General features: G+C 68.9%; 30 protein-coding genes and 1 pseudogene. 10 read left to right on the forward strand and 21 right to left on the reverse strand.

What is annotated here, in order from left to right:
- Positions 1–81 precede the first annotated feature (81 nt).
- From ACH9D2_RS18815 to ACH9D2_RS18850, 8 genes are all read right to left on the reverse strand, one after another.
- On the reverse strand, positions 82–369 hold the full coding sequence (locus ACH9D2_RS18815; RefSeq protein WP_396364354.1) for a hypothetical protein: 288 nt from the start codon (positions 367–369) through the stop codon (positions 82–84).
- Between the two features lie 56 nt (positions 370–425).
- The gene (locus tag ACH9D2_RS18820; RefSeq protein WP_396364355.1) at positions 426–746 is read right to left on the reverse strand and encodes a hypothetical protein; all 321 of its coding nucleotides are present in this window, start codon (positions 744–746) and stop codon (positions 426–428) included.
- An 84-nt stretch (positions 747–830) separates the two neighbouring features.
- Complete coding sequence (locus ACH9D2_RS18825) at positions 831–1,106, reverse strand: hypothetical protein (protein ID WP_396364356.1); 276 nt, start codon at positions 1,104–1,106, stop codon at positions 831–833.
- Positions 1,107–1,164: 58 nt separating this feature from the next.
- Positions 1,165–1,521 (reverse strand): hypothetical protein, encoded by a 357-nt coding sequence (locus tag ACH9D2_RS18830; RefSeq protein ID WP_396364357.1) that lies wholly within the window; start codon positions 1,519–1,521, stop codon positions 1,165–1,167.
- A gap of 312 nt (positions 1,522–1,833) precedes the next feature.
- Positions 1,834–2,373, reverse strand: coding sequence for a hypothetical protein (locus ACH9D2_RS18835; protein ID WP_396364358.1), 540 nt, complete (start codon positions 2,371–2,373; stop codon positions 1,834–1,836).
- Positions 2,374–2,877: 504 nt separating this feature from the next.
- The gene (locus ACH9D2_RS18840; protein ID WP_396364359.1) at positions 2,878–3,012 is read right to left on the reverse strand and encodes a hypothetical protein; all 135 of its coding nucleotides are present in this window, start codon (positions 3,010–3,012) and stop codon (positions 2,878–2,880) included.
- Between the two features lie 576 nt (positions 3,013–3,588).
- Entirely contained in the window at positions 3,589–3,798 is a 210-nt protein-coding gene (locus ACH9D2_RS18845; protein ID WP_396364360.1) for a hypothetical protein, read from the reverse strand.
- A gap of 38 nt (positions 3,799–3,836) precedes the next feature.
- On the reverse strand, positions 3,837–4,433 hold the full coding sequence (locus ACH9D2_RS18850) for a hypothetical protein (RefSeq protein WP_396364361.1): 597 nt from the start codon (positions 4,431–4,433) through the stop codon (positions 3,837–3,839).
- A 241-nt stretch (positions 4,434–4,674) separates the two neighbouring features.
- Here ACH9D2_RS18850 and ACH9D2_RS18855 point away from each other — a divergent pair, with 241 nt between their 5' ends.
- Positions 4,675–5,178, forward strand: a complete 504-nt coding sequence (locus tag ACH9D2_RS18855; protein WP_396364362.1) for a hypothetical protein — start codon at positions 4,675–4,677, stop codon at positions 5,176–5,178.
- A gap of 105 nt (positions 5,179–5,283) precedes the next feature.
- On the opposite strand, the gene ACH9D2_RS18860 is transcribed toward ACH9D2_RS18855, so the two are convergent.
- Positions 5,284–5,673, reverse strand: a complete 390-nt coding sequence (locus ACH9D2_RS18860) for a hypothetical protein (protein WP_396364363.1) — start codon at positions 5,671–5,673, stop codon at positions 5,284–5,286.
- A 231-nt stretch (positions 5,674–5,904) separates the two neighbouring features.
- Between ACH9D2_RS18860 and ACH9D2_RS18865 the strand changes: the two genes are divergently transcribed.
- Positions 5,905–6,279: a hypothetical protein gene (locus ACH9D2_RS18865; RefSeq protein ID WP_396364364.1), complete on the forward strand. Its 375-nt coding sequence runs from the start codon at positions 5,905–5,907 to the stop codon at positions 6,277–6,279.
- A 68-nt stretch (positions 6,280–6,347) separates the two neighbouring features.
- Here the strand turns inward: ACH9D2_RS18865 and ACH9D2_RS18870 are convergent, their stop codons facing one another.
- The 6 genes from ACH9D2_RS18870 to ACH9D2_RS18895 form a co-directional block, all read right to left on the reverse strand.
- Entirely contained in the window at positions 6,348–6,755 is a 408-nt protein-coding gene (locus tag ACH9D2_RS18870) for a hypothetical protein (RefSeq protein ID WP_396364365.1), read from the reverse strand.
- A 5-nt stretch (positions 6,756–6,760) separates the two neighbouring features.
- A complete protein-coding gene (locus ACH9D2_RS18875; protein ID WP_396364366.1) occupies positions 6,761–7,285 on the reverse strand; it encodes a hypothetical protein in 525 nt (174 codons plus the stop codon).
- A gap of 415 nt (positions 7,286–7,700) precedes the next feature.
- Positions 7,701–8,249: a hypothetical protein gene (locus tag ACH9D2_RS18880; protein ID WP_396364367.1), complete on the reverse strand. Its 549-nt coding sequence runs from the start codon at positions 8,247–8,249 to the stop codon at positions 7,701–7,703.
- A gap of 561 nt (positions 8,250–8,810) precedes the next feature.
- On the reverse strand, positions 8,811–9,014 hold the full coding sequence (locus ACH9D2_RS18885; protein ID WP_396364368.1) for a hypothetical protein: 204 nt from the start codon (positions 9,012–9,014) through the stop codon (positions 8,811–8,813).
- A 188-nt stretch (positions 9,015–9,202) separates the two neighbouring features.
- The gene (locus ACH9D2_RS18890) at positions 9,203–9,550 is read right to left on the reverse strand and encodes a hypothetical protein (RefSeq protein WP_396364369.1); all 348 of its coding nucleotides are present in this window, start codon (positions 9,548–9,550) and stop codon (positions 9,203–9,205) included.
- 853 nt (positions 9,551–10,403) lie between these two features.
- On the reverse strand, positions 10,404–10,811 hold the full coding sequence (locus ACH9D2_RS18895) for a hypothetical protein (RefSeq protein WP_396364370.1): 408 nt from the start codon (positions 10,809–10,811) through the stop codon (positions 10,404–10,406).
- 511 nt (positions 10,812–11,322) lie between these two features.
- Here ACH9D2_RS18895 and ACH9D2_RS18900 point away from each other — a divergent pair.
- The 4 genes from ACH9D2_RS18900 to ACH9D2_RS18915 all read left to right on the forward strand — a co-directional run bounded on the left by ACH9D2_RS18900 (position 11,323) and on the right by ACH9D2_RS18915 (position 12,671).
- Complete coding sequence (locus tag ACH9D2_RS18900; protein ID WP_396364371.1) at positions 11,323–11,706, forward strand: hypothetical protein; 384 nt, start codon at positions 11,323–11,325, stop codon at positions 11,704–11,706.
- Positions 11,703–11,942, forward strand: a complete 240-nt coding sequence (locus ACH9D2_RS18905; RefSeq protein WP_396364372.1) for a hypothetical protein — start codon at positions 11,703–11,705, stop codon at positions 11,940–11,942. Before ACH9D2_RS18900 ends, ACH9D2_RS18905 begins: the two co-directional genes overlap by 4 nt.
- A 55-nt stretch (positions 11,943–11,997) precedes the next feature.
- Complete coding sequence (locus tag ACH9D2_RS18910; protein ID WP_396364373.1) at positions 11,998–12,408, forward strand: hypothetical protein; 411 nt, start codon at positions 11,998–12,000, stop codon at positions 12,406–12,408.
- A gap of 68 nt (positions 12,409–12,476) precedes the next feature.
- Entirely contained in the window at positions 12,477–12,671 is a 195-nt protein-coding gene (locus tag ACH9D2_RS18915; RefSeq protein WP_396364374.1) for a hypothetical protein, read from the forward strand.
- A 235-nt stretch (positions 12,672–12,906) separates the two neighbouring features.
- Here ACH9D2_RS18915 and ACH9D2_RS18920 read toward each other — a convergent pair whose 3' ends face one another.
- The 3 genes from ACH9D2_RS18920 to ACH9D2_RS18930 form a co-directional block, all read right to left on the reverse strand.
- Positions 12,907–13,359, reverse strand: coding sequence for a helix-turn-helix domain-containing protein (locus tag ACH9D2_RS18920; RefSeq protein WP_396364376.1), 453 nt, complete (start codon positions 13,357–13,359; stop codon positions 12,907–12,909).
- Positions 13,356–13,925, reverse strand: coding sequence for a hypothetical protein (locus ACH9D2_RS18925; RefSeq protein ID WP_396364377.1), 570 nt, complete (start codon positions 13,923–13,925; stop codon positions 13,356–13,358). The genes ACH9D2_RS18920 and ACH9D2_RS18925 overlap by 4 nt, the downstream gene beginning before the upstream one ends.
- 133 nt (positions 13,926–14,058) lie before the next feature.
- Positions 14,059–14,277, reverse strand: coding sequence for a DUF4113 domain-containing protein (locus ACH9D2_RS18930; protein ID WP_396364379.1), 219 nt, complete (start codon positions 14,275–14,277; stop codon positions 14,059–14,061).
- Positions 14,278–14,422: 145 nt separating this feature from the next.
- Here ACH9D2_RS18930 and ACH9D2_RS18935 point away from each other — a divergent pair, with 145 nt between their 5' ends.
- The 4 genes from ACH9D2_RS18935 (at position 14,423) to ACH9D2_RS18950 (ending at position 15,851) form a co-directional block, all read left to right on the forward strand.
- Positions 14,423–14,617: an antitoxin Xre/MbcA/ParS toxin-binding domain-containing protein gene (locus ACH9D2_RS18935; RefSeq protein WP_396364380.1), complete on the forward strand. Its 195-nt coding sequence runs from the start codon at positions 14,423–14,425 to the stop codon at positions 14,615–14,617.
- A complete protein-coding gene (locus ACH9D2_RS18940) occupies positions 14,610–15,017 on the forward strand; it encodes a hypothetical protein (RefSeq protein ID WP_396364381.1) in 408 nt (135 codons plus the stop codon). The genes ACH9D2_RS18935 and ACH9D2_RS18940 overlap by 8 nt, the downstream gene beginning before the upstream one ends.
- A complete protein-coding gene (locus ACH9D2_RS18945; RefSeq protein ID WP_396364382.1) occupies positions 15,014–15,142 on the forward strand; it encodes a hypothetical protein in 129 nt (42 codons plus the stop codon). Before ACH9D2_RS18940 ends, ACH9D2_RS18945 begins: the two co-directional genes overlap by 4 nt.
- 337 nt (positions 15,143–15,479) lie before the next feature.
- Complete coding sequence (locus ACH9D2_RS18950) at positions 15,480–15,851, forward strand: hypothetical protein (RefSeq protein ID WP_396364383.1); 372 nt, start codon at positions 15,480–15,482, stop codon at positions 15,849–15,851.
- Positions 15,852–15,867: 16 nt separating this feature from the next.
- Here the strand turns inward: ACH9D2_RS18950 and ACH9D2_RS18955 are convergent, their stop codons facing one another.
- The 3 genes and pseudogenes from ACH9D2_RS18955 to thyA form a co-directional block, all read right to left on the reverse strand.
- Entirely contained in the window at positions 15,868–16,389 is a 522-nt protein-coding gene (locus ACH9D2_RS18955; RefSeq protein WP_396364384.1) for a dihydrofolate reductase, read from the reverse strand.
- The gene (locus ACH9D2_RS18960; RefSeq protein WP_396364385.1) at positions 16,386–17,060 is read right to left on the reverse strand and encodes a hypothetical protein; all 675 of its coding nucleotides are present in this window, start codon (positions 17,058–17,060) and stop codon (positions 16,386–16,388) included. The genes ACH9D2_RS18955 and ACH9D2_RS18960 overlap by 4 nt, the downstream gene beginning before the upstream one ends.
- Positions 17,060–17,377: pseudogene (gene thyA, locus ACH9D2_RS18965) on the reverse strand (thymidylate synthase); the annotation flags it as partial. The gene ACH9D2_RS18960 and the pseudogene thyA, both read right to left, overlap by 1 nt.
- Between the last annotated feature and the right edge of the window lie 50 nt (positions 17,378–17,427).

Genomic DNA, 17,427 nt, shown 5'->3' on the forward strand with positions numbered 1-17,427 from the left:
GGGCAGTCTCATCAGCATGGTTGCGGGCGTGTCCGTTCAGGCAGCGGCGCGGTCGGCGATCAGCAGCTTCTGCTCCGCCTCTTAGGCGGCGCGCAGGTGAGTCATCGCCGCGTCGCGGTGCAGCACGTCGGCGGTCTCGACCTCTTCGAGGCAGCCGAGGCGGATCTGGGACAGGCGGAGGGCGAGCACCGCGCGGTGGTCCGCGGACCAAGCTGCGATCTCGTCAACCGACGCCGCCCGCACGGTGGCGGGAGCCTTCTGCGTCAACTGGTGATCCCTGCGATCGAGGTGCCACACGATGAACAGGATTGGGCCGAACACTAGGGCGAAACAGCTCAGGATGAGAACGGCGTCGCTGAGGTATGTCACGAGCGCTCCTTGGTCGAATCGGGGGCTCTGGATCCCATGTGTGCGGACAGCGCCGGTCAGGCCGAGATCCGGCCGGCCTCGCGCATCCGGTTCAAGGCGAGCCCGATGTGTTCCTGCAGGGCGTAGCCGGCCTCGCGGGCCTCGACGCTGGTGTGCATCCCCTGGCGGTAGTCGGCGGACCGGCGCATCTGCTCGCGCACCAGCAGGCGGGACAGCTCGGCGCGGACAGTGGCAGGCCAGTTGGCCATGGCGACCGGTTCCGCGCCCTCGACGGCATCCAGCGCAACGTCCAGACGGACCGCTTGCTGGGCGCGGGTGCCGCGGCGCAGGAACACTGCCAGGACGATGAGGACAGCAAGAACGTACAACGTAATCATGGGGGAGGGCCTCTCGGTGACGTGGGGGCGTCGTCCCCTGAAGCCCGTGTGTACGGAGCCATGACCGGCATGAGCGTTGGAGGGTCAACCGGCGCGGGATCCCTTGGTGATCGCGGCGATGATCTTCACCTCGGCGGCGTCCACACGCTCCAGCGCACGGGACAGCTCGCGCGGGTCGGGGTCCTCCACGGTCCCGTCCTGGTGGACGTGGCGGTGAGAGTCCTCGATGGCCGCCCGCTGCGCGGCGAGCGTCCGGAACACGCGCTGGTAGCGGTCCGCACCCCACCCGATCATCTGGTCCAAGGTGGAGACCTCGATGCGCTCGAGCAAGGTCGGGCAGTCGTCAGTGGTCGCTGCCATGCTGCCCCGTCTCGATCACATACTCCTCCTGGGACGGGGAGGGAATAGCTTAACTGGATCAAGCGGCAGGTAACTGATTGGGCTTAGAAAACGCGTCGAGATTCTCCAGCCACTTCATCAACGGGGGCCGGCCCGCGACTGCGACTCGCCCGGTGACGTCGACGGTCAGGCGCAGAGTGGAGTACCTGCCGCAGGCCCACGTGAAGGGCACGACGAGGAGCCACATCCCAAGGGAGAGCAGGACGAGGAGAAGATCCAGAGCGATCTGCGTCTTCCGCCATTTCGGAATTACGACCATCATCGTCTGGCTCCTGGAGTGAATGTTGTAGCCAAAGTGCGGAAACCTCGCGGTGACATACTTCTGCGCGACGTGGTGAAGGTTGGCTTCGCGCTGCTCGATAGTTGGGTTGTTCACGGTGTTCCTCTGTTCGGGATTAGATGCTGGGAGATTGCGCTGCAGTGTTGGATTTTGAAGGCTCGAACGTTCGTACACGCACGGCTAGGCCAGGTCGCTGAGCTTGGTCAGCGAGGAACTGACAAGTAGCTGCGTCGGATCCAGACGGCGGTGAGCCAGAAGCTGGAGCAAGAGTACGTTTTAGGCGCTGTTCGGTGCCCAGAAAACGGCCAACAACCGCGTACGTTTGCATTTGTTACCTGACGGTGTGGCAGGCATCCGTGGGTTCGGAGCAACCGATGAGCATTGAAGCGCCCCTTAAGATCTACGCCATCAGTTCGCGTAATCTCGGCGGTCCTCGCCGACGTCGAGCGCCAGGCGCTGCAGCACCTGGTTCCACGGGCGCCCGGACTTCACTGAGTCCTCCAGCACTCCGGCGGTCATCGCGATCCGCTGCCAGTCCTTTTCGTTTCGGTTGAGGACCTGGGCGGCCGCGTAGCACCGGCCCATCAGGTTCCCGACGACCGGGCCACGGGTGGACTCCGGCAGATTCGGGTTTCGGACGATCCGCCCGGCCTGGGTGCCGGCCGCGAAGCCGTCGATGAGCTCGGCGTAGGAGGAGCGCACCGCGGCGTCGAGGTCGACCGGGGTCGGGGACTCTCGGCCGGCCAGGTCCCGGTGCAGGTGGGAGAGCTCGTGCCGATATCCGTCCTCAGCGTCCTCGATCGACCGGGACGCAGTCAGGTAGCGCTCCCGCTCGTAGTCCTTGTAGTCGTCGGTGTGGAACACCGCGTCGAAGCTCTCTCCGTCCAGCGGGTCGGCGCGGCGCCACGCGACGTCGGTGCCGGCCATCCGGTCGAGTGCTGCGAGCATGTTCGCCTCGGCCGCGAACCGGGTGGGCCGGGGAAGTTCACCGCCACGCGACCCGCCGCCTGGATTTTCAGCACCTGACGGTTCGGGCCCTCGAAGCCGTACTCCCCGTCCACCTCGGCGTCCGGGGCGGCGCCGAACTGGGTGCGGAACGCCGCGGCGGCGCGCTCGGTGGGGGTGTAGTTGTAGGTGGGTCGGGAGTCCATGTCGTGGAATCGCGGGCCCCAGTCACCGGTCGCCTCGGCCAGGGTGATGGCCGGTGCGCCGAGCTCGAGCTCGGCCTCGGGGTGGTCCTTGGTGGTGAAACGCCCGTCGGTGGCGCGCGGGTGCTGGCGGTCTAAGAAGGTCGTCATGACCGGAATGTGTGCGGCCGGGCCCGGCGGAGGACATGGCACCGCCCCGCTGCTCGGTTAGAGCTGCGGGGCGATGGTCGCGGAACTGTGGCGTCCAACGCCGTCTCGAGCCCGGATGGTTAGTCGACCTGACTGCGGCACCCCGACAGGGGCGTCATCCGAACTTGGGTGAGCCCATGAGGTTGAACCCGACGTTGACGGTGGTGTCTCCGCTGCCGGTGGAGATGGATCCCACCCCCGACTTCCCACGGGTCGAGGTCAGCTCGACGTGGTGGTTACCCGGCGCCACCGGCACGCTGACCTTCCCCCTTGCCTATAGTTTCCCGTAGGGCTGGCCATCGACGAACACCTCGACGCCGATAGCCCCTCCCGACAGGCTCGGGCGGACGAAGGTGAGAGTTCCGACCCCTGCCGGGGAGGACACTCCGCACCTGGGGCAAGTGGCCGCTGAATCTGAGATCTCTGAGCTGCATTCACGACACTGGACGAGCGCCATAGGACCATTCCTCCTCGGTTGCTGCCTGGCTTCTGGTGCACCTTGCTGAAGGGATCCGCCGCCGGCGCCGCACAGTCGGTTTCACCGCACCACTGCCCGCCCACTTCACCCCTGATGGTGGTCAACGTACCGGCCGGTGTTGCGAAAGGGAACGACTCGCCGGTCAGAGTCGGATCATGCGGGCATGTGACGCCCCGGCTGGGAACCGGCGGGCCCGACGCCTGTCATCTACCCAGCGTGGTCGCTCCACATCAGAAGGTGATCGCCGGACATGACACCGCCCCGTCTGCGCGGGGCGCGGAGACGGGGCGGTGGACAGTCTGATGAGCCCTGGACGGAAGCGCTCGCCCGTGCTTGGGCGGCGGACGCTCAGGCGGCCGTGACCGCCTTGAACGCCCGGTCGGAGAGCTTCAGCTCGCGGGCCTGCTGCTCGTCGAACACGTAGATCGGCTCCCCGTCCAGCAGCTCCAGCGGCACCTTCACGTGCCGGTCGCCGGACTCCTGGGTCAGCGCCATCAGTACCGCGGGCTTGATCTTCAGGGCCGCCGCGGCGGACCTGATCTTGTCGGCGTTCGCCATGATGTTGATCCTCCTCTCAGAGGTTCGTGTGTCCATTATCAGTCCACAGGGGTGGTGCGGTCCATGCCCGTCGTGCCCGCAGGGGTGTCATCGGGGCCGTCCTCGTCCAGCGCCCGGCGCAGAGCGGGGTCGCTCTGCGCGGCCCGGGCGGCGATGCCCTCCAGCTGGGAGCCGAACCGACCGGTCACCACGTCGGTGAACAGGTCGATGTCTCGCTTCGGCGCCTTGTTCTTGGCCAGCAGGTGAGTGATGGCGCGCTTGCCGAACTCGATCCGTTCGGGCTTGTCCTTGTCGGTTGCGGAGTCCATGGCCCACTGCGCGCGCTTCCACCAGTAGTCGGCGCTGTAGGTGCGGTATGCGACCCACGCGACGATGCCGGGGATCAAGGCGCCCACGATCAACGCGGCGAGCCGGGCGCGCTCGGCGGTGAAGTCGAACCCAGCCCAGAACCGGTCGAGCAGGCTGCGGTAGCCGTCCATCCACCCGACGAGGCCTCCCAGCAGGTACGCGAGAGTGAGCACGGCGACCACCGTGACAGCGCCGCGGATCCACCAGCGCAACGGGACACCTTTGAGCCAGCGCCACCCGTCCTTCTCCACATCGGAGAGCCTGTGGTCGAGAAAGCGAACCGCCATCCTCAATTTCTTGGGCTTGCGCTGCCGAGAGGGGTGCGCGCCTGCCGGTTGCCGGAACGACGGCGGGTCAGCCATGGGTCTCCTCCGTGGTCGGTGCCGGGTGATCCGTCGAGCGTACCGGCGGCCCGGGGAGCCCGACGTCGCGGCCACGCGGTGCGGCCCACACCTCACATGTGTGCGGACGGACACCACGACCGGCCGTGGCTACGCTGAGCCCATCAGCCTGGGACAGGGGTGACGGATGGGGACCGAGAACAGCGCCGAGGACGCTGCCGCGCCGAAGGGTTGCAGGAGGCTGCTGTGGTGGATCGCTGCGTGGGTGCTGTGGACCACCGTCGGTGACGATCTCATGATGGCGGTCCTGGACTGGATGGTCGCCGTCGGCGGCTACGGCTTCTCCAACGCCGTGCTCGGGTTGCTGACACTGGGGGTGTGCTTCATCGGAATCCAGCGCTCCCATGTCCGGCACGCAAGGCTGGAGGACCAGGGTGATCCGGAGCCGCTGCCGGCCGTCTACGACTACGCCACCCAGGCCCAGGCCGGGCTCTACCTGGGCTGGGGTGCCGCGGTGCTGGGCTGGGCGATCCCGGCGCTACTGCTCGTCTTCGTCGGGCCGCTCTCAGCTCTGACGCCGGCGCCGATCATCGGCACGACCGCGCTGATCTACGGGCGGATGGAGATGGCCCACGCCCAGGCGATGGACGCCCGCCGCCGGCAGCCGCCAGCCAGTGCTGGTCACCTTTGACGGGCCGAGGGGTCAGAACAGGGTGGGGTGGAGCGGGTCGACGTCGTGGACCAGCTGGCGCACGAGGTCTGGGTCCCACCCGTGCCTCTTGAGCTGATCGCGCAGCTACCGGGACCGGGCGGAGCGCTCTTCGCGGGACAGCTGGCGCCACCTGGCGGCATTGGGCGAGGGGGAGCGTCCCTTGCGGGAACGGTCCTTCATGTTCTCCGAGCGGGTGCCCAGCAGCAGGTGCGTGCTCGGGCCCAGCGAAGCGCGCACGCACAGCGGCACGTCGCACCAGTGCAGGGTCGTCTGGTCCTCGATAGCCTCCAGTCCGCCGTGGACGGTGGCGAGAGCGAAGCGGTGCGCGGAGACGACTTTCTGGCCCCCGGCAGTGGCGAACCAGAACCGGCCGTACCCGTCGTCGCTGATCGCTCCCATCCACAGCCAGCACGAGTCCGGATGCGGGCCCTTGAGCACGTGGGCGTAGAACCGCTCGATGTCGGCCGGATTCACCGCTACCTGCCCTGCGCCCAAGATCTGCCAGCGACCCAGCGACCCAGCGGCCCAGCGGCCGCGGGCCCGCCCTGGTGCCGAGTGTGACACGGGCTGGACGCCGGCGCACCACGAAACACCCACGAGTGGCGGCAGGGGCGCCGGCCGCCGGATCAGGAACAGGGCAGGGCGGTGCGCACACCGCCGACACCGCGCTGGGCGGTCTGTGCCTTAGTACATAGGATCGAGGTCATGGCTTCCTTCCCCCCGTTCGACCCGCCCGGCACCTCTCGTCTGCGCGTCGGTGTGTTCCTGCTGGCGCTGCCACTGGTCATCCTGCTCATCGCGGCGCTGTTCAGCGGCGCAGAGAACTTCATCATGGTCCTCGTCCTCAGCATCCCGTCGGCGGGTGTCCTACTGGTGACCTGGGGCTACGCCCGGCGGTTGCTGTACGCCGTCGAGCGCATCGCCTACCCGCAGCAGCCCGAGCCGGCTTCCGCTGCGCAGCCGGCTCAGGGCGCACCGCGGCCGCAGCAGCCGGCGGAGCACTACGTGGACCCCCGCTACGCCCAGCCCTCTGCCTCTGACCAGCACACCCAGCCGATGCCTCCGGCCCCCGGCCGCTGACCCACCACGCCGAACGCCCCGGGCTCCATCGTGGAGCACCGGGGCGTTCGTCGTCTCGGGCGGTCGGGTCAGGCGCCCTGGGCTTCGAGTTCGGCGAGCTCTTCCTCGTCGTAGCAGGTGGCCAGGGCCTCCTTGAGCTCGAAGGTCGCCTTCAGCAGCAGGGCGTTGTCCGGGCGCACGCCGACGACCTCGTAGCTCATCTGGACCGGGATGACGGACTCGGCGACCATCGCGGAGACGATGGCGTAGTCCTCCCCGGACTCCTCGTTCTCCTCGATTCGGGAGTCGATCAGGGACCAGAGTCCGACCGGCACGACCGCGGTCAGCCAGCCGTCGGAGTCCATCGACTTGATCGCCGTAGCGAGGCTCATCGGGTCCTCGAGCACGCTCAGGACGGAGTCCAGCAGGATCTCGGCGGGGGCCTCGACGGCGGTCGTGGCGGCGGTGTCAACGGTGGTGTTCGCAGTGGTTTCCATACCCCTCATGTGTGCGGAGGGAGCTCCTGGGGCTGCGCGCCTGTCGCCCAGGGAGGGCGGCGACGGGAACGCCGTGAACGGCGAATCCAGCGCTTCGCCAGCGGACCTAACAGGAAGCGCATAAGTTCCACGAAGAAGAGAACGAATCCCATGATGATCGCCATCACCGCAAAAAATCTCAAGAAATCAAGCGCGCCATCAAGGTACGGCAGAGCATCCCTGCCGTGAAGAACGGTGTCCGCCAACAGTACGGTGAACAGCAGGACGACGGGGATGATAGCCATCATCCCCGTAACCGCGAGATCTCGGCCGGTGCTGACCTTCCTCCATCGCTCAGTCCGCTGGGCGAGGATCCAGATGAGGCCTTGAACCGCCGGGGCGTCAGCAGGGAGCACGGACTTCAGCTTGACCAGCACCTCGGCTTCATCGAGAGCCTTCTTCCGGTCGTCCCGGTTGACGGCCAGTGACACCACTGCGGCGATCAAGGCTGCGGCCATAGCTGCCAGTGCGGCGATCAGCTCGGGTGACATGGGCTGATACTGCTCCGGAGCTGGGCTTCAGGGATGCGCAGGCCCGGTTGTGACAAGCATCGCTCTAGAGCTTCGGCTTCACCCGCACCGCGGAAGTGGGGCTGCCGCCTACCGCGGGGCACATGGCAGGATGCGGGAACCACGCCGGCGACTGGGGGAGGGCCATGCTGCGGCCGAGAGTTCTCCAGCAAGCATCGGTGGACCGAGCTGCGGTCGTGGCTGCGGTGCTCACGCTCGGGCAGACCTTCTGGTGGCACAACGACGAGCCGCACCGGTCCGTGTTCAGCTTCGTGATGACGATCCTGTGGCTGACGGCAGTGACCGTGGTGATGACCCGTCCCCTCCAGCGCGCCTGGCGGGAAGCCGACGAGGTCGACCGGAGCAGACGCGCGGAGAAGACCGCGGCCCGCTCCGCTCAGCCCCAGTCGGCCCCGGCCGGTAAGTCTGCCGGCGTGCCGAGCACACCGACGGCGACCACGCGGACGAGAAGCACCAGCAGCGGCGGGAAGATCGCCAGCCCGACGACCCACGCCCGCTCCCGGTAGGCGCGGGCGAACAGCTCCGCGGTCTCACCATCAGGCCCGCCGACCCACTGGCGGTGGGAGAGCCGCCCCGAGTGCTCACTGAAGTGGCGAGCCGAGACGTAGCCGACGGTGAAGAAGGCCGCCCCGACGGCCGGGACGACGACCGTCTCGGTGTCCGTGACGCCGTAGAGGACCTGGGTCCCCACGGCGATCATCAGAAACAGGCTCATCGCCAGCATCGCGACGTGGAACAGCGTCACCGCCAACCGGGCGGAGACCACCGGGATCTCCTCGGGTGTCCCGGCGATCCGCGCCGCGATGGGCGCACGGGCCAGCGTGGCGATGATGACCACGAAGAAAAGCACGAACACGACAGCGAACGAGCCGATGATCACGAGGGGCTGCCTTTCCACGTTGGGCCGGCGGTCGATACTGGGCACCTTCAGCGTAAAAGTTGCAGGCGCGAACCGCTGTCCGCTCTGTTGGGAGGCAGCTACCTCAGCCGACGTAGAAGCCGACCGCCTGAAGCCAACCTCAACCTAGTGGATCGCTAGGGTGAGAGGAGGCTCAATGAGCACAAAGCGGAAGATGCCGTTTTAGATGATTGCGGCCGCGCAGAAGAAGGTCGCCTTCTCAAAGGGCTCGACCGCGGAGTCGATTGACATGGCTGCGGAGCGGCGCAAGGCCACCCGGGACATGGCCAGGTCCACCGGGGCCATCAACTCCGGGACCACCTACGCCTCAGGCTGGCGTGGCGGACGTCAGGCCGCACCGTCCAGGTCGGATAGCCAGCGGAACGGCTGAACGCCCCGTATACACGCGAAAGCCCCTCGGAAGACAAACTCCCGAGGGGCCTCCTGCGAAGGACACGTTCCGGGCGAGCAGGCAGAACGCTTCGAACTCGGTCAGCTGCTCCGCCACGATCGCCGGGACGCCTGATGCGGTGTCCGGGTTCACCGGCGCCACGACGGGGCGAGCGCTCCCGTCCAGGTCTGGGCCCGTCAGAGCGGCGCTCGACGGGCACCGGTCCTCGAGCGCTGCCAGCTGCTGCAGTGGAGCAGGACCGCCCACGTCGCCGCCAGCACCATCCAGGTGTAGGACACCGCCTCGACAGGTGCGGCCGGGAGCGCGCCGGTGGCGATGGCCCCCTCGCCGCCGTCGAAGGAGACGAGCAGTGCCGCGGCCGCGAGGCCGGAGGCGACCATGTGTGCGGCCCAGCCTGCGAGCTCGGACGGCCTCCCCGTAGTGCTCGCCCACCACCTGGGTCACCGCAGCCAACACCAGCTCGGCGTCCACGACCGGCGGAGCCGGCGCCGGATCGATGCCGCCGATGACGCGCACGGTGAGCGGCTCGAGACCCGACACGGCGCCAGTGTGCTCTCGCCCGGCACGATCAGCAGCGCGGAGGATCCCTACGAGGTCGGGGCCGGTGAACCCGCCGTTCAGGCGGAGGTTCCGCGAGGCCTGCCGGGAGACGGCCTGAGCGAAGACCTTGGCGATCCGCTCTGCGATCGCGGGCTTGCTGGTTGCGCACGGGGTTCAGGCGCCCGTGCAGGTTGGTCCGCGGGTCGTCGGTCAGCGTCAGGGTCACCGCCGCCCCGAGGGCGTCGGCGGCGTTGGTTCCCAGCAGGGCCACCCCGTACTCCTGACGCGACCGCTGCTTGTCGCGGGGCACGCCCTCGGGCCAGACGTCGGTGGCGTTGTTGAACCGGGCGTCCCGGACACCGGGGACGGACAGCATGGCTTCGTGGTAGTTGTCGCCGGCCCAGAGGCCGAACAGCCCAGGCCGGCGCCGTCGTCGATGATCTGGACCCGGAAGTCGTGGGGGCGACGGCAGGAGGAGGATCCCGAGCCCGGCTGCTCCGCCGGCGAGTCCATGCAGGAGGCACGGAACGGAGACATCCGCCCCGCGCCCCGGTCGGCATCGTCCGGATCGTTGCGCGCGCCCTGGTCGATGCGGTGGCCCATGAGGCCGGCGATCGCCGCCGCTTCCGGCTCCAACCGGCGTGCGTGGGCGGCCGCGCGGACCTGGTCGGCGAGGACCAGCACGTCAGGGCGATCGGTACGGTATCCGCAGGGGACTGCGATGCTCATGGTGAGCTCCTGGTGCTTGCAGGTGCGTCATCTGGAGACCATGTGTGCGGAGCCTGGCGGGACGGTGCCAGAATGGAAGTGTCGTCCGGCCAGGGACGACATCACGTACCGAGCGCCGGCTCGCCCTTCACTGTGGGGGCGGCCCGGCGCTCGTTCTGTGTCCGACGGAGACGACGTCGCCCTCGCAGAGCGAACCCNGCGAGGGCGACGGCCAGCCACTCTCATCCGTCCCACGACGTACCGGAGGGTGTCGAACCCTCGCTGTCGGCATCTCCGCGAAGGATGCGCCGTGGTGAGTCCGGCGCCGAACTCTGACCCCTGTCCGCCAGGCGTGCGCTTCCCGGAACTCGACCTCCGGCATCCGTGAAGGGTGGACCATTCTCTGCGCGGGTGGCCCGGTGGCACCGGGCGTCCCAGGGCTCTCCGCGGGTGTCTCGACTGGGGGGCCGCGTTGTGCTCCATGACCCATGTGGGCGGAGTCTCGCTGGAACCGTGCGGGGTCAGGGGGTCGCGGAGACCTCCCCGCCCAGCTCGCCCTGCAGCTGCTGCAGGCGGGATTCGTCCGACGAGAGAATGACCCAGTTGCCCCCGTGCAGGAAGGGGACTCTTCCTCTGTCGCCGAGGGTGTTCACGAAGCCCTCCATGCTCTCCTCGGAGCCGGCAACAGCCATCCCCATGAGGCCGTTGCCGCAGTCCAGGAAGGTGGTCTGCGGGTCGTCCGGCGCGGACAGCTGGTCCGTGGCTGGGCACTCGACGCCGGCGTCGACGACGGCCTCGCGCAGCGCCACGGCGTCGTCGTAGGTCTCGGCGGGGCCGCTCACCATCGCCTGGATGTCGTCGGCGGTCGGCCCGCAGCCGGTCAGGACCAGGGTGGTGAGGGCGAGCAGGGCGGTGGTGGAGCGGCGCATGAGGTGTGTCCTGACGTCGGTGGAGTCGGCGAGCACAGGGGTGGCCGCAAGGCGAGCGCCGGTAAGAGCGTCACTGCGGATCCTATGTGCTCGGCCCCGGCGGGGAAGACGCCGAACGCCGGTCCGCGCCCTCGGGGAGAGGAGTGGACCGGCGTCCGGGTCGGTGGAGAGCGGCCAGTTCACCGCGGCCATGCGGTAGAGGAACGCAGCCCTCGGGTCGGGGTGGATCTTGCTGTTGGCCTGGCAGGTCGTGGTGCCGACGGCAGCCGTCCAGCCGTTGGAGACGCCGGTCTCGGCCCGCCACGACATCCCCTCGTGGAACGACTCGAGCGCAACGAGGTATCCGTCACCGCGCGAGAGGAGCGTCCCTCACCATTCGACCCTGGAACTGCGCGGGGAGTCACGACCGATGTGTGCACTACTGGCCAGTAGGAATCAGGTGCTGACTGGGGCGGATCGGATGCCGCACACATGGGAGCCAGACCACCACCGCACTTCAGGAGCGACACCCGTGACCATCCCGGACACCGAGCGGGCCGTCGCCGTGCTCACCGTCACCCGCGGCGACGGGACGACCTGCACCACCCAGGTCGCCGACAGCGAGGTCGCCACCGACCCGCTGGCTCAGGCTGCCGCCATGGCCTCCGCACTGGTCAGGCTGCGCCCGGAGATGACGGTCTCCATCACCGGCAACGACCCTGCCCGGCACCAGCACGCCCGCCGGCGGGACATGTTCTGGTTCCCCGGGCAGAAGCCGTGCACCTGCCCGAAGAACTACCGGCTCATCAACTCCTCCTACCGCTCGGATGAGCAGGGGCGCCCGTTCGTCCAGGACATCACCGGCCCGCAGCGCGACTGCCCGCGCTGCGGCTACTACCCGGGCCCGACGCGATGACGACGACCGGGCGGAGCGCCCCGGCGACGCGGACGGCGACCTTCTTCGATGGCGAGCCGGACAAGACCGTGGACTGGTGGGACCACCGCGGACGCCAGTGGAGATACCGGGAGGGCCTCTGGTCCTCCGGCTGGAAGGTCGGCAACCAGCTGATGCGCCGGAAGGAAGCGCGACTGCGGTTCCACGCCGACTTCCTGCTGACGGAGGTGACCGGCGCGTCGCCGATCACCCGGTAGGCCGGGCACCATGTCGTCGTCGATCTTGCACTGTCCCCGTGGCTACGCTGGCGGCATGGCTGAGACTGGCACCCCCGAGGTCGAGACGATCGGCAGGCTGGTGATGAAGACCCGGTCACGGATGCGCCGGCTGCCCGACGAGATCGAGGAGCAGCGGATTCACCTGCACGACGTCATTCCGCTGGGCCCTGGGCTGGCGAATGCCACCGAGAATCTCCTCGGGCGTGACGGGCACAGCTCGGACAAGAGCGTCGCCATCTACGGGCTCGTCTCCTGGAACAGGGTGCTTGGCAGCATCGACGAGATGCACCGCTTCCATGCCAAGCAGCAGACCGACTCCGGCAGGCCTCGGATTCCACCCGCGCCGCGTGGGACTACGTCCCGGTCCACGCTGTTTGGGTGGGACGATCGGCCCACCCCGCTGGCCGACGAACTGCCCGATGGAGTCGATGGCCTCTCTCCGTAGGCGCGGCGGACCGTGCTCGACCTGTAGCGCGTGCTGGCGGTCGCCGAGACCAGCGGCAAGGACCGCTGATGCCGACGTCGTTGAACCTCAACTTCATAGCCCTGGGGTTCCTGTTCGCGGGGTCGCTGTTCATGGCCCGCGGCCTGGTCGACGGGAAGGGCACGATGCCCAAGGGTCGGGACCGCCGGGCCGCTGCCGGGCTGTTCGTCGTAGCGTCCGTGCTGTTCCTGACCGCCGGCGGCTTCCTGATGTCCGGGGACTGACCGACGGAGGCCGGAAATGGCTCCGTGGCGGCCCAGGCTGGGAAGCAGGGCCGCCACGGGCGACGCGCGCCGGCAGGGGCGCTGCGTGTGGCGAGACCACGCCCCCCGACGGGCCTCGCGCTGTCGGGCCGCTTGCAGGCGGCTCGCCGACAGCTTCAGCCTAGAGAACCCGTCGGCGCACCGGCAGCCCCACTTCTGTGCACAAACATGGGTTCAGCGGCACAGGTTGCCTGAGCTACTTCGGCGCCTCGACGATCCGCAGCCCCGGCACGTCCTCGGCCACCCGGTAGGCGACCGCCCGCCACCACCGGGCGGTGGGCGGCAGCGGTGCGGCCGGAAGGTCGAGGCCCGGCATGTCGGCGTCGCGGTCGTAGACCTCGAAGACCGGGTCGGCGCCGGCGTGCTCGAGCAGGTGGGCGGCCAGCTGGTCGGCGACCTCGGCGGTGTACGCCTCGATCCGCTCGACGTCGTCGCGGACACCGTCGGGGACGGGCCTGCGACCGGACTCCCAGTCGTCGACCGAGCGCAGACCGACGTTCAGGGCCGCGGCGAGCTGCTCGCGCGACAGGCCCAGCGCCTCGCGCACGACCTTCAGCTCGATCGGCGCCATCCGCCCGTCGGCCGGCACCTGGACCACAGGGAGGGGCTGCGGGCGGGACTGCGCCCAGGCGGCCAGGCCCTCGCTCACGAGCCCTGCACCGTCTCCCCGGTGTCGTCGTCGGGGTGGGCAGCACCGAAGGCCCAGTTCCACGGGGTGGTCAGGAAGTCGTAGGCCTCCTGCGGGAAGCCGTCGGCGTCGATCAGGTCCCTGGCGGCGAGGGCGATCAAAGCGTGACCCACCGGCATCTCGAAGCTGGTGGCCGTGGCCGAGGCGGCGCGCTCCAAGGCGTCCCCGGACGGCGGTGTGGAGTCGGGGCGGGTGTGCCGGTGCATCTGCAGGAACAGGTCCGTGGCGATCGCCTGGGACAGGCTCCGCCACGACCCGAGGACCTGGTCCAGGGCGTCCTGACGGCCGGCGGCGGCCGCGGCGCTGACCGCCAGCTTCACGGCGGCGAGACCGAGCGCGTCGTAGTCGACCTCGGTGGGGGTGTTGTCGGCGACGAACTTCTGGTGGAGCTCGGAGGCCTTGCGCAGCGCCTGCGACTCGTCGAGGCCGATGTCGGCGGCCCTCTCGAAGACGGCCTGGACCTGCGGACCCTGGGGGCCGGCCGCGACGGCGAGGATCTCGGGGTTCTGCCAGACGGGGGTGCTCATCGCACGGTGCTCCTCGGGGAGTCGGAGGCGGTGAGCGACGTGTTCGCCCGGTGCCTGCTGGTCGCACGGTAGCAGTCGCCAGAGAACCGACGACATGGGCGATGAGTGCTCAGGTGCTTCGTCCGGCACCCGCTCAGGAGACGGTGCGCAGCTCGGCCCACTCGGTGGTGTACCGCGGGGACAGGTCCTTCTGCTGGTTGCGCCACGGCGCCGGCGCGTTCGCGCCCACCCCGCCCGGGGCCAGGGTGCCGGTCCCGAAGCGGCGGTTCACCGCGTCGATCAGCTTGCCCCGCGGGGCAAGGGTCTCGAGCAGGCCCGTTGCATCCGCCCAATAGTGTCCCGTCGTCGACACGAGCCCGGTGACCTCCGGACGCAAACTGTCCAAACCACGTGTGACTTGAGCGTGGCCTCACCGAATTGTCAGACCGATGAGCGTTGCGTTCTATCAGAGGCTGAAGACCGTAGCGGTCGACTCGGCCACCGGTCACACTGGTTCCATGGACACCGAGGCCAGCAAGCAGGAGCGGGTGCAGGTCGTGCTGGTACGCGTTCGTGAGGTATGGCCGAATGAGGCGGCGGAGGAGTGGATGCACGGGTCCAACGGTGCCCTGGACGGTGCTCGACCCATCGACCTGGTCCGGCTCGGCCGAATTCACGAAGGGTTGGCAGCGCTAGAGGTTGCTCGTGCCTGACACCGAAACTTCCGGCTCTGAGGGAACGAGTCCCCAGTACGGGCGGGCGGTCGAAGCGGAGCGCTGCTGGTGGCGTCGCATCGAGTCCGAACATGCTTTCGCCGATGCCACGGAGACTGAGGTCGACCTCATCCGCGCAGGTCGGCTCCTCGGCCATCACCACGGTGACACCTACCGCCGCCCCGCCTTCCAGTTCGACGCCGGCACCGGTGAGATCCTGCCGGTGACCACGGCGCTGCTGGACGTTGCCGGACACTATCAGGTGCCGGTGCATGACGTGGTCATGTGGTTGTGCACCCGTTCGGCTCACTTCGCGGAGCAGGACGAATCCGTGTCTCACCTGCATGATCCTGAGGTGCTGCCGGCCGCGGCACGTGACGAGTTCGGAGCCCGGTCGTGAGCACTGGGGACCTTCTCGGCGACGACCTGGAACAGCAGGACCCGGATGAGGCCCGCGTGCAGCAGCTCATCATCAAGACCCTCGAGCGCTACGAGCGGCAACGACGACGCCTGACCCAGGAGTAGACCGGGCCGCACCGTCAGGGCCGGAGTATCAAGTTCAGCGCTACCAGTCGTTCGGCCTCGGTGAGGATGCTGCCCACGGGGAGATCTCCTGCATCTCCATCCCGTCCACCTCGACCGAGACAAGTGCGGCACGGATTCCTTCGATGTCCCCCATCTCGATCAGGCGTCGGTACCGGGCGGGTTCTGCAGATGCAGACGCCTCTGCACCCTGATCTCCAGCCGGTCCAGGTTCGCCAGGATCCGCGGAGTCCACAAGGTCATGGTGCGTGCAGGAAAGGTGCGCGAGCTCGGTGCGGTTGTGACGCTCACGTGTGCGGCGCGAGGACCGGGAGCAGGCGTGCCACCGTACCTCTTCGCGACGACCGGCATCACGACGGACTGGAAGAGTCGCTCCCGGCCCGGCCAGGTCCTCGGTATGGCCCTCAACATCTTCAAGCAGGAGGGGAAACCGGCGCTGACGGCCGCGGTCGTGAACCAGGAGACCGGGCTGTGTAGCTCCGGGTTGGGCAAGTGGCGTGCCGAGGCCGGCCTCCCAACGCACGGCGAGGTCGACCAGGACGAGCTGGCCGCCCGGCGGCGGGTTCAGTGCTACCGCCGCTACGCTCCGAAGGTGCCCGAAGACGCGGTGAAGTTCCACACCCCCATCTACTTCGAGGACCAGGAGCGGCGGCGCCGGCGGGTTGAGCGGGAGGCGCAGCAGGTCGCGTGAGCGGCTGGGCCCGCTCTCAGCGGATGTGCCGGTCGATCCGGTAGCTGACCCTGCTGTTCGAGCGGGTCGGTCCGACGACCTCCTGAGTGGTCCACGAGTCGTCCAGCGCCGGGGCGAGCGTGTCGCCGTCCACCCGGACGTCCACGGTGGTCACGTGCACCTCGGCCAGCCGCGGGTCGGCGATCGCCGCCGCGTAGAGCTGCCCGCCACCGATCACCCACACCTGCTCGGCGCCCGGGGCGTCGGCGGCGATCGCGAGAGCCTCGTCGAGATCGCAGGCCACCTCGGCGGCCGGGCCGATCAGCTCCGGGGTGGAGGTCAGCACGATCGAGGTGCGTCCCGGCAGCGGCCGGAACGCCGCCGGCAGGGACTCCCAGGTGCGCCGGCCCATGATGACCGGGTGCCCGTGGGTGGCCTCCTTGAAGTAGGCCAGAACCTCGGGGACGTGCCAGGGGATCGTGTTGTCGGCGCCGATGACGCCGTCGGCGGACTGGGCCCAGATCGCGGCGATCGTCGGGGTGGTCTGAATGTCGGTCATCGGGTGATCTCCAGAAATTCGTCGATGTGGGCATAGACCGCATCTGCCGGCGCCCAGTCGTGGTGGCGGCGCTGAGCGGTCGGCCCCTTGCGCATCCGGCCCACGGCCGCGCGGCGGGCCGCGGTGCGGAACACGGGGTCGTGGTACAGCGCGGAAGCGGTGCCGTCGGCGCAGGGGTCGACCGTCTGCATGGGCCCGTTGGAGGTGTAGTGCTCGGTCACCACCGAGCCGTAGTCTGCCGGCAGCACGGGGTAGGGGACGAGGTTGGTCTTCACGATGGTGCCGACCGACGGATCGTGGAACACCACGAGGGTCTCCACGTCCTGCACGGTCAACCGTGCCAGAGCCACCGAGCCGTCGTCCACCCGCTGGAACGGAGCGGTGGGCATCCAGAAGCGCCCCTCGGTGCGGGCAGGGTCCGGCAGCGCGTAGCAGAGGTAGAACGCCAGCGCGGTCAGGGCGTCGGCAGCGTCGGGGTGCTCGAGCAGCCGGTAGGTGTACGCCTCACCGGCCCGCCCCGAGCGTCCACGTAACCACTCCTCGGGCAGCCGCGACGGCTCCTCTTCGGTCAGGAACGCCTGCTGGATCGCCGTCTTGACCGTGGTGTTGAGCGGGGAGTCCCCGACCGGCAACGGGTACTGCGTGAACGCCAGCGGAGCCAGCGCGGTCATCAGGCGGAGACCTCCGCCTTGATCGCCGGGTGCGGGTCGTAGTTGACGACGTGGAAGTCGGTGAGCTCGTAGTCGAAGATCGACGGGGCGGGATCGAGCACCTGCGTCGGGCAGGGCCGCGGGTCGCGGGCCGGCTGCTCGGCCACCTGGTCGAGGTGGTTGTCGTAGACGTGGCAGTCCCCGCCGGTCCACACGAAGTGGCGTGCGGTCAGACCGGTCTGGGCGGCGACCATCTCGGTGAGTGCCGCGTAGGAGGCGATGTTGAACGGCACCCCGAGGAACAGGTCGGGCGAGCGCTGGTAGAGCTGGCAGTCCAGGAAGGCCGGCTCACCGCCGTCGCCGACACCGGAAGCGAGGTGAACCCCGA

It is taken from the genome of Kocuria rhizosphaericola (assembly GCF_044462205.1).
In the GTDB taxonomy this organism is placed as follows: domain Bacteria; phylum Actinomycetota; class Actinomycetes; order Actinomycetales; family Micrococcaceae; genus Kocuria; species Kocuria rhizosphaericola.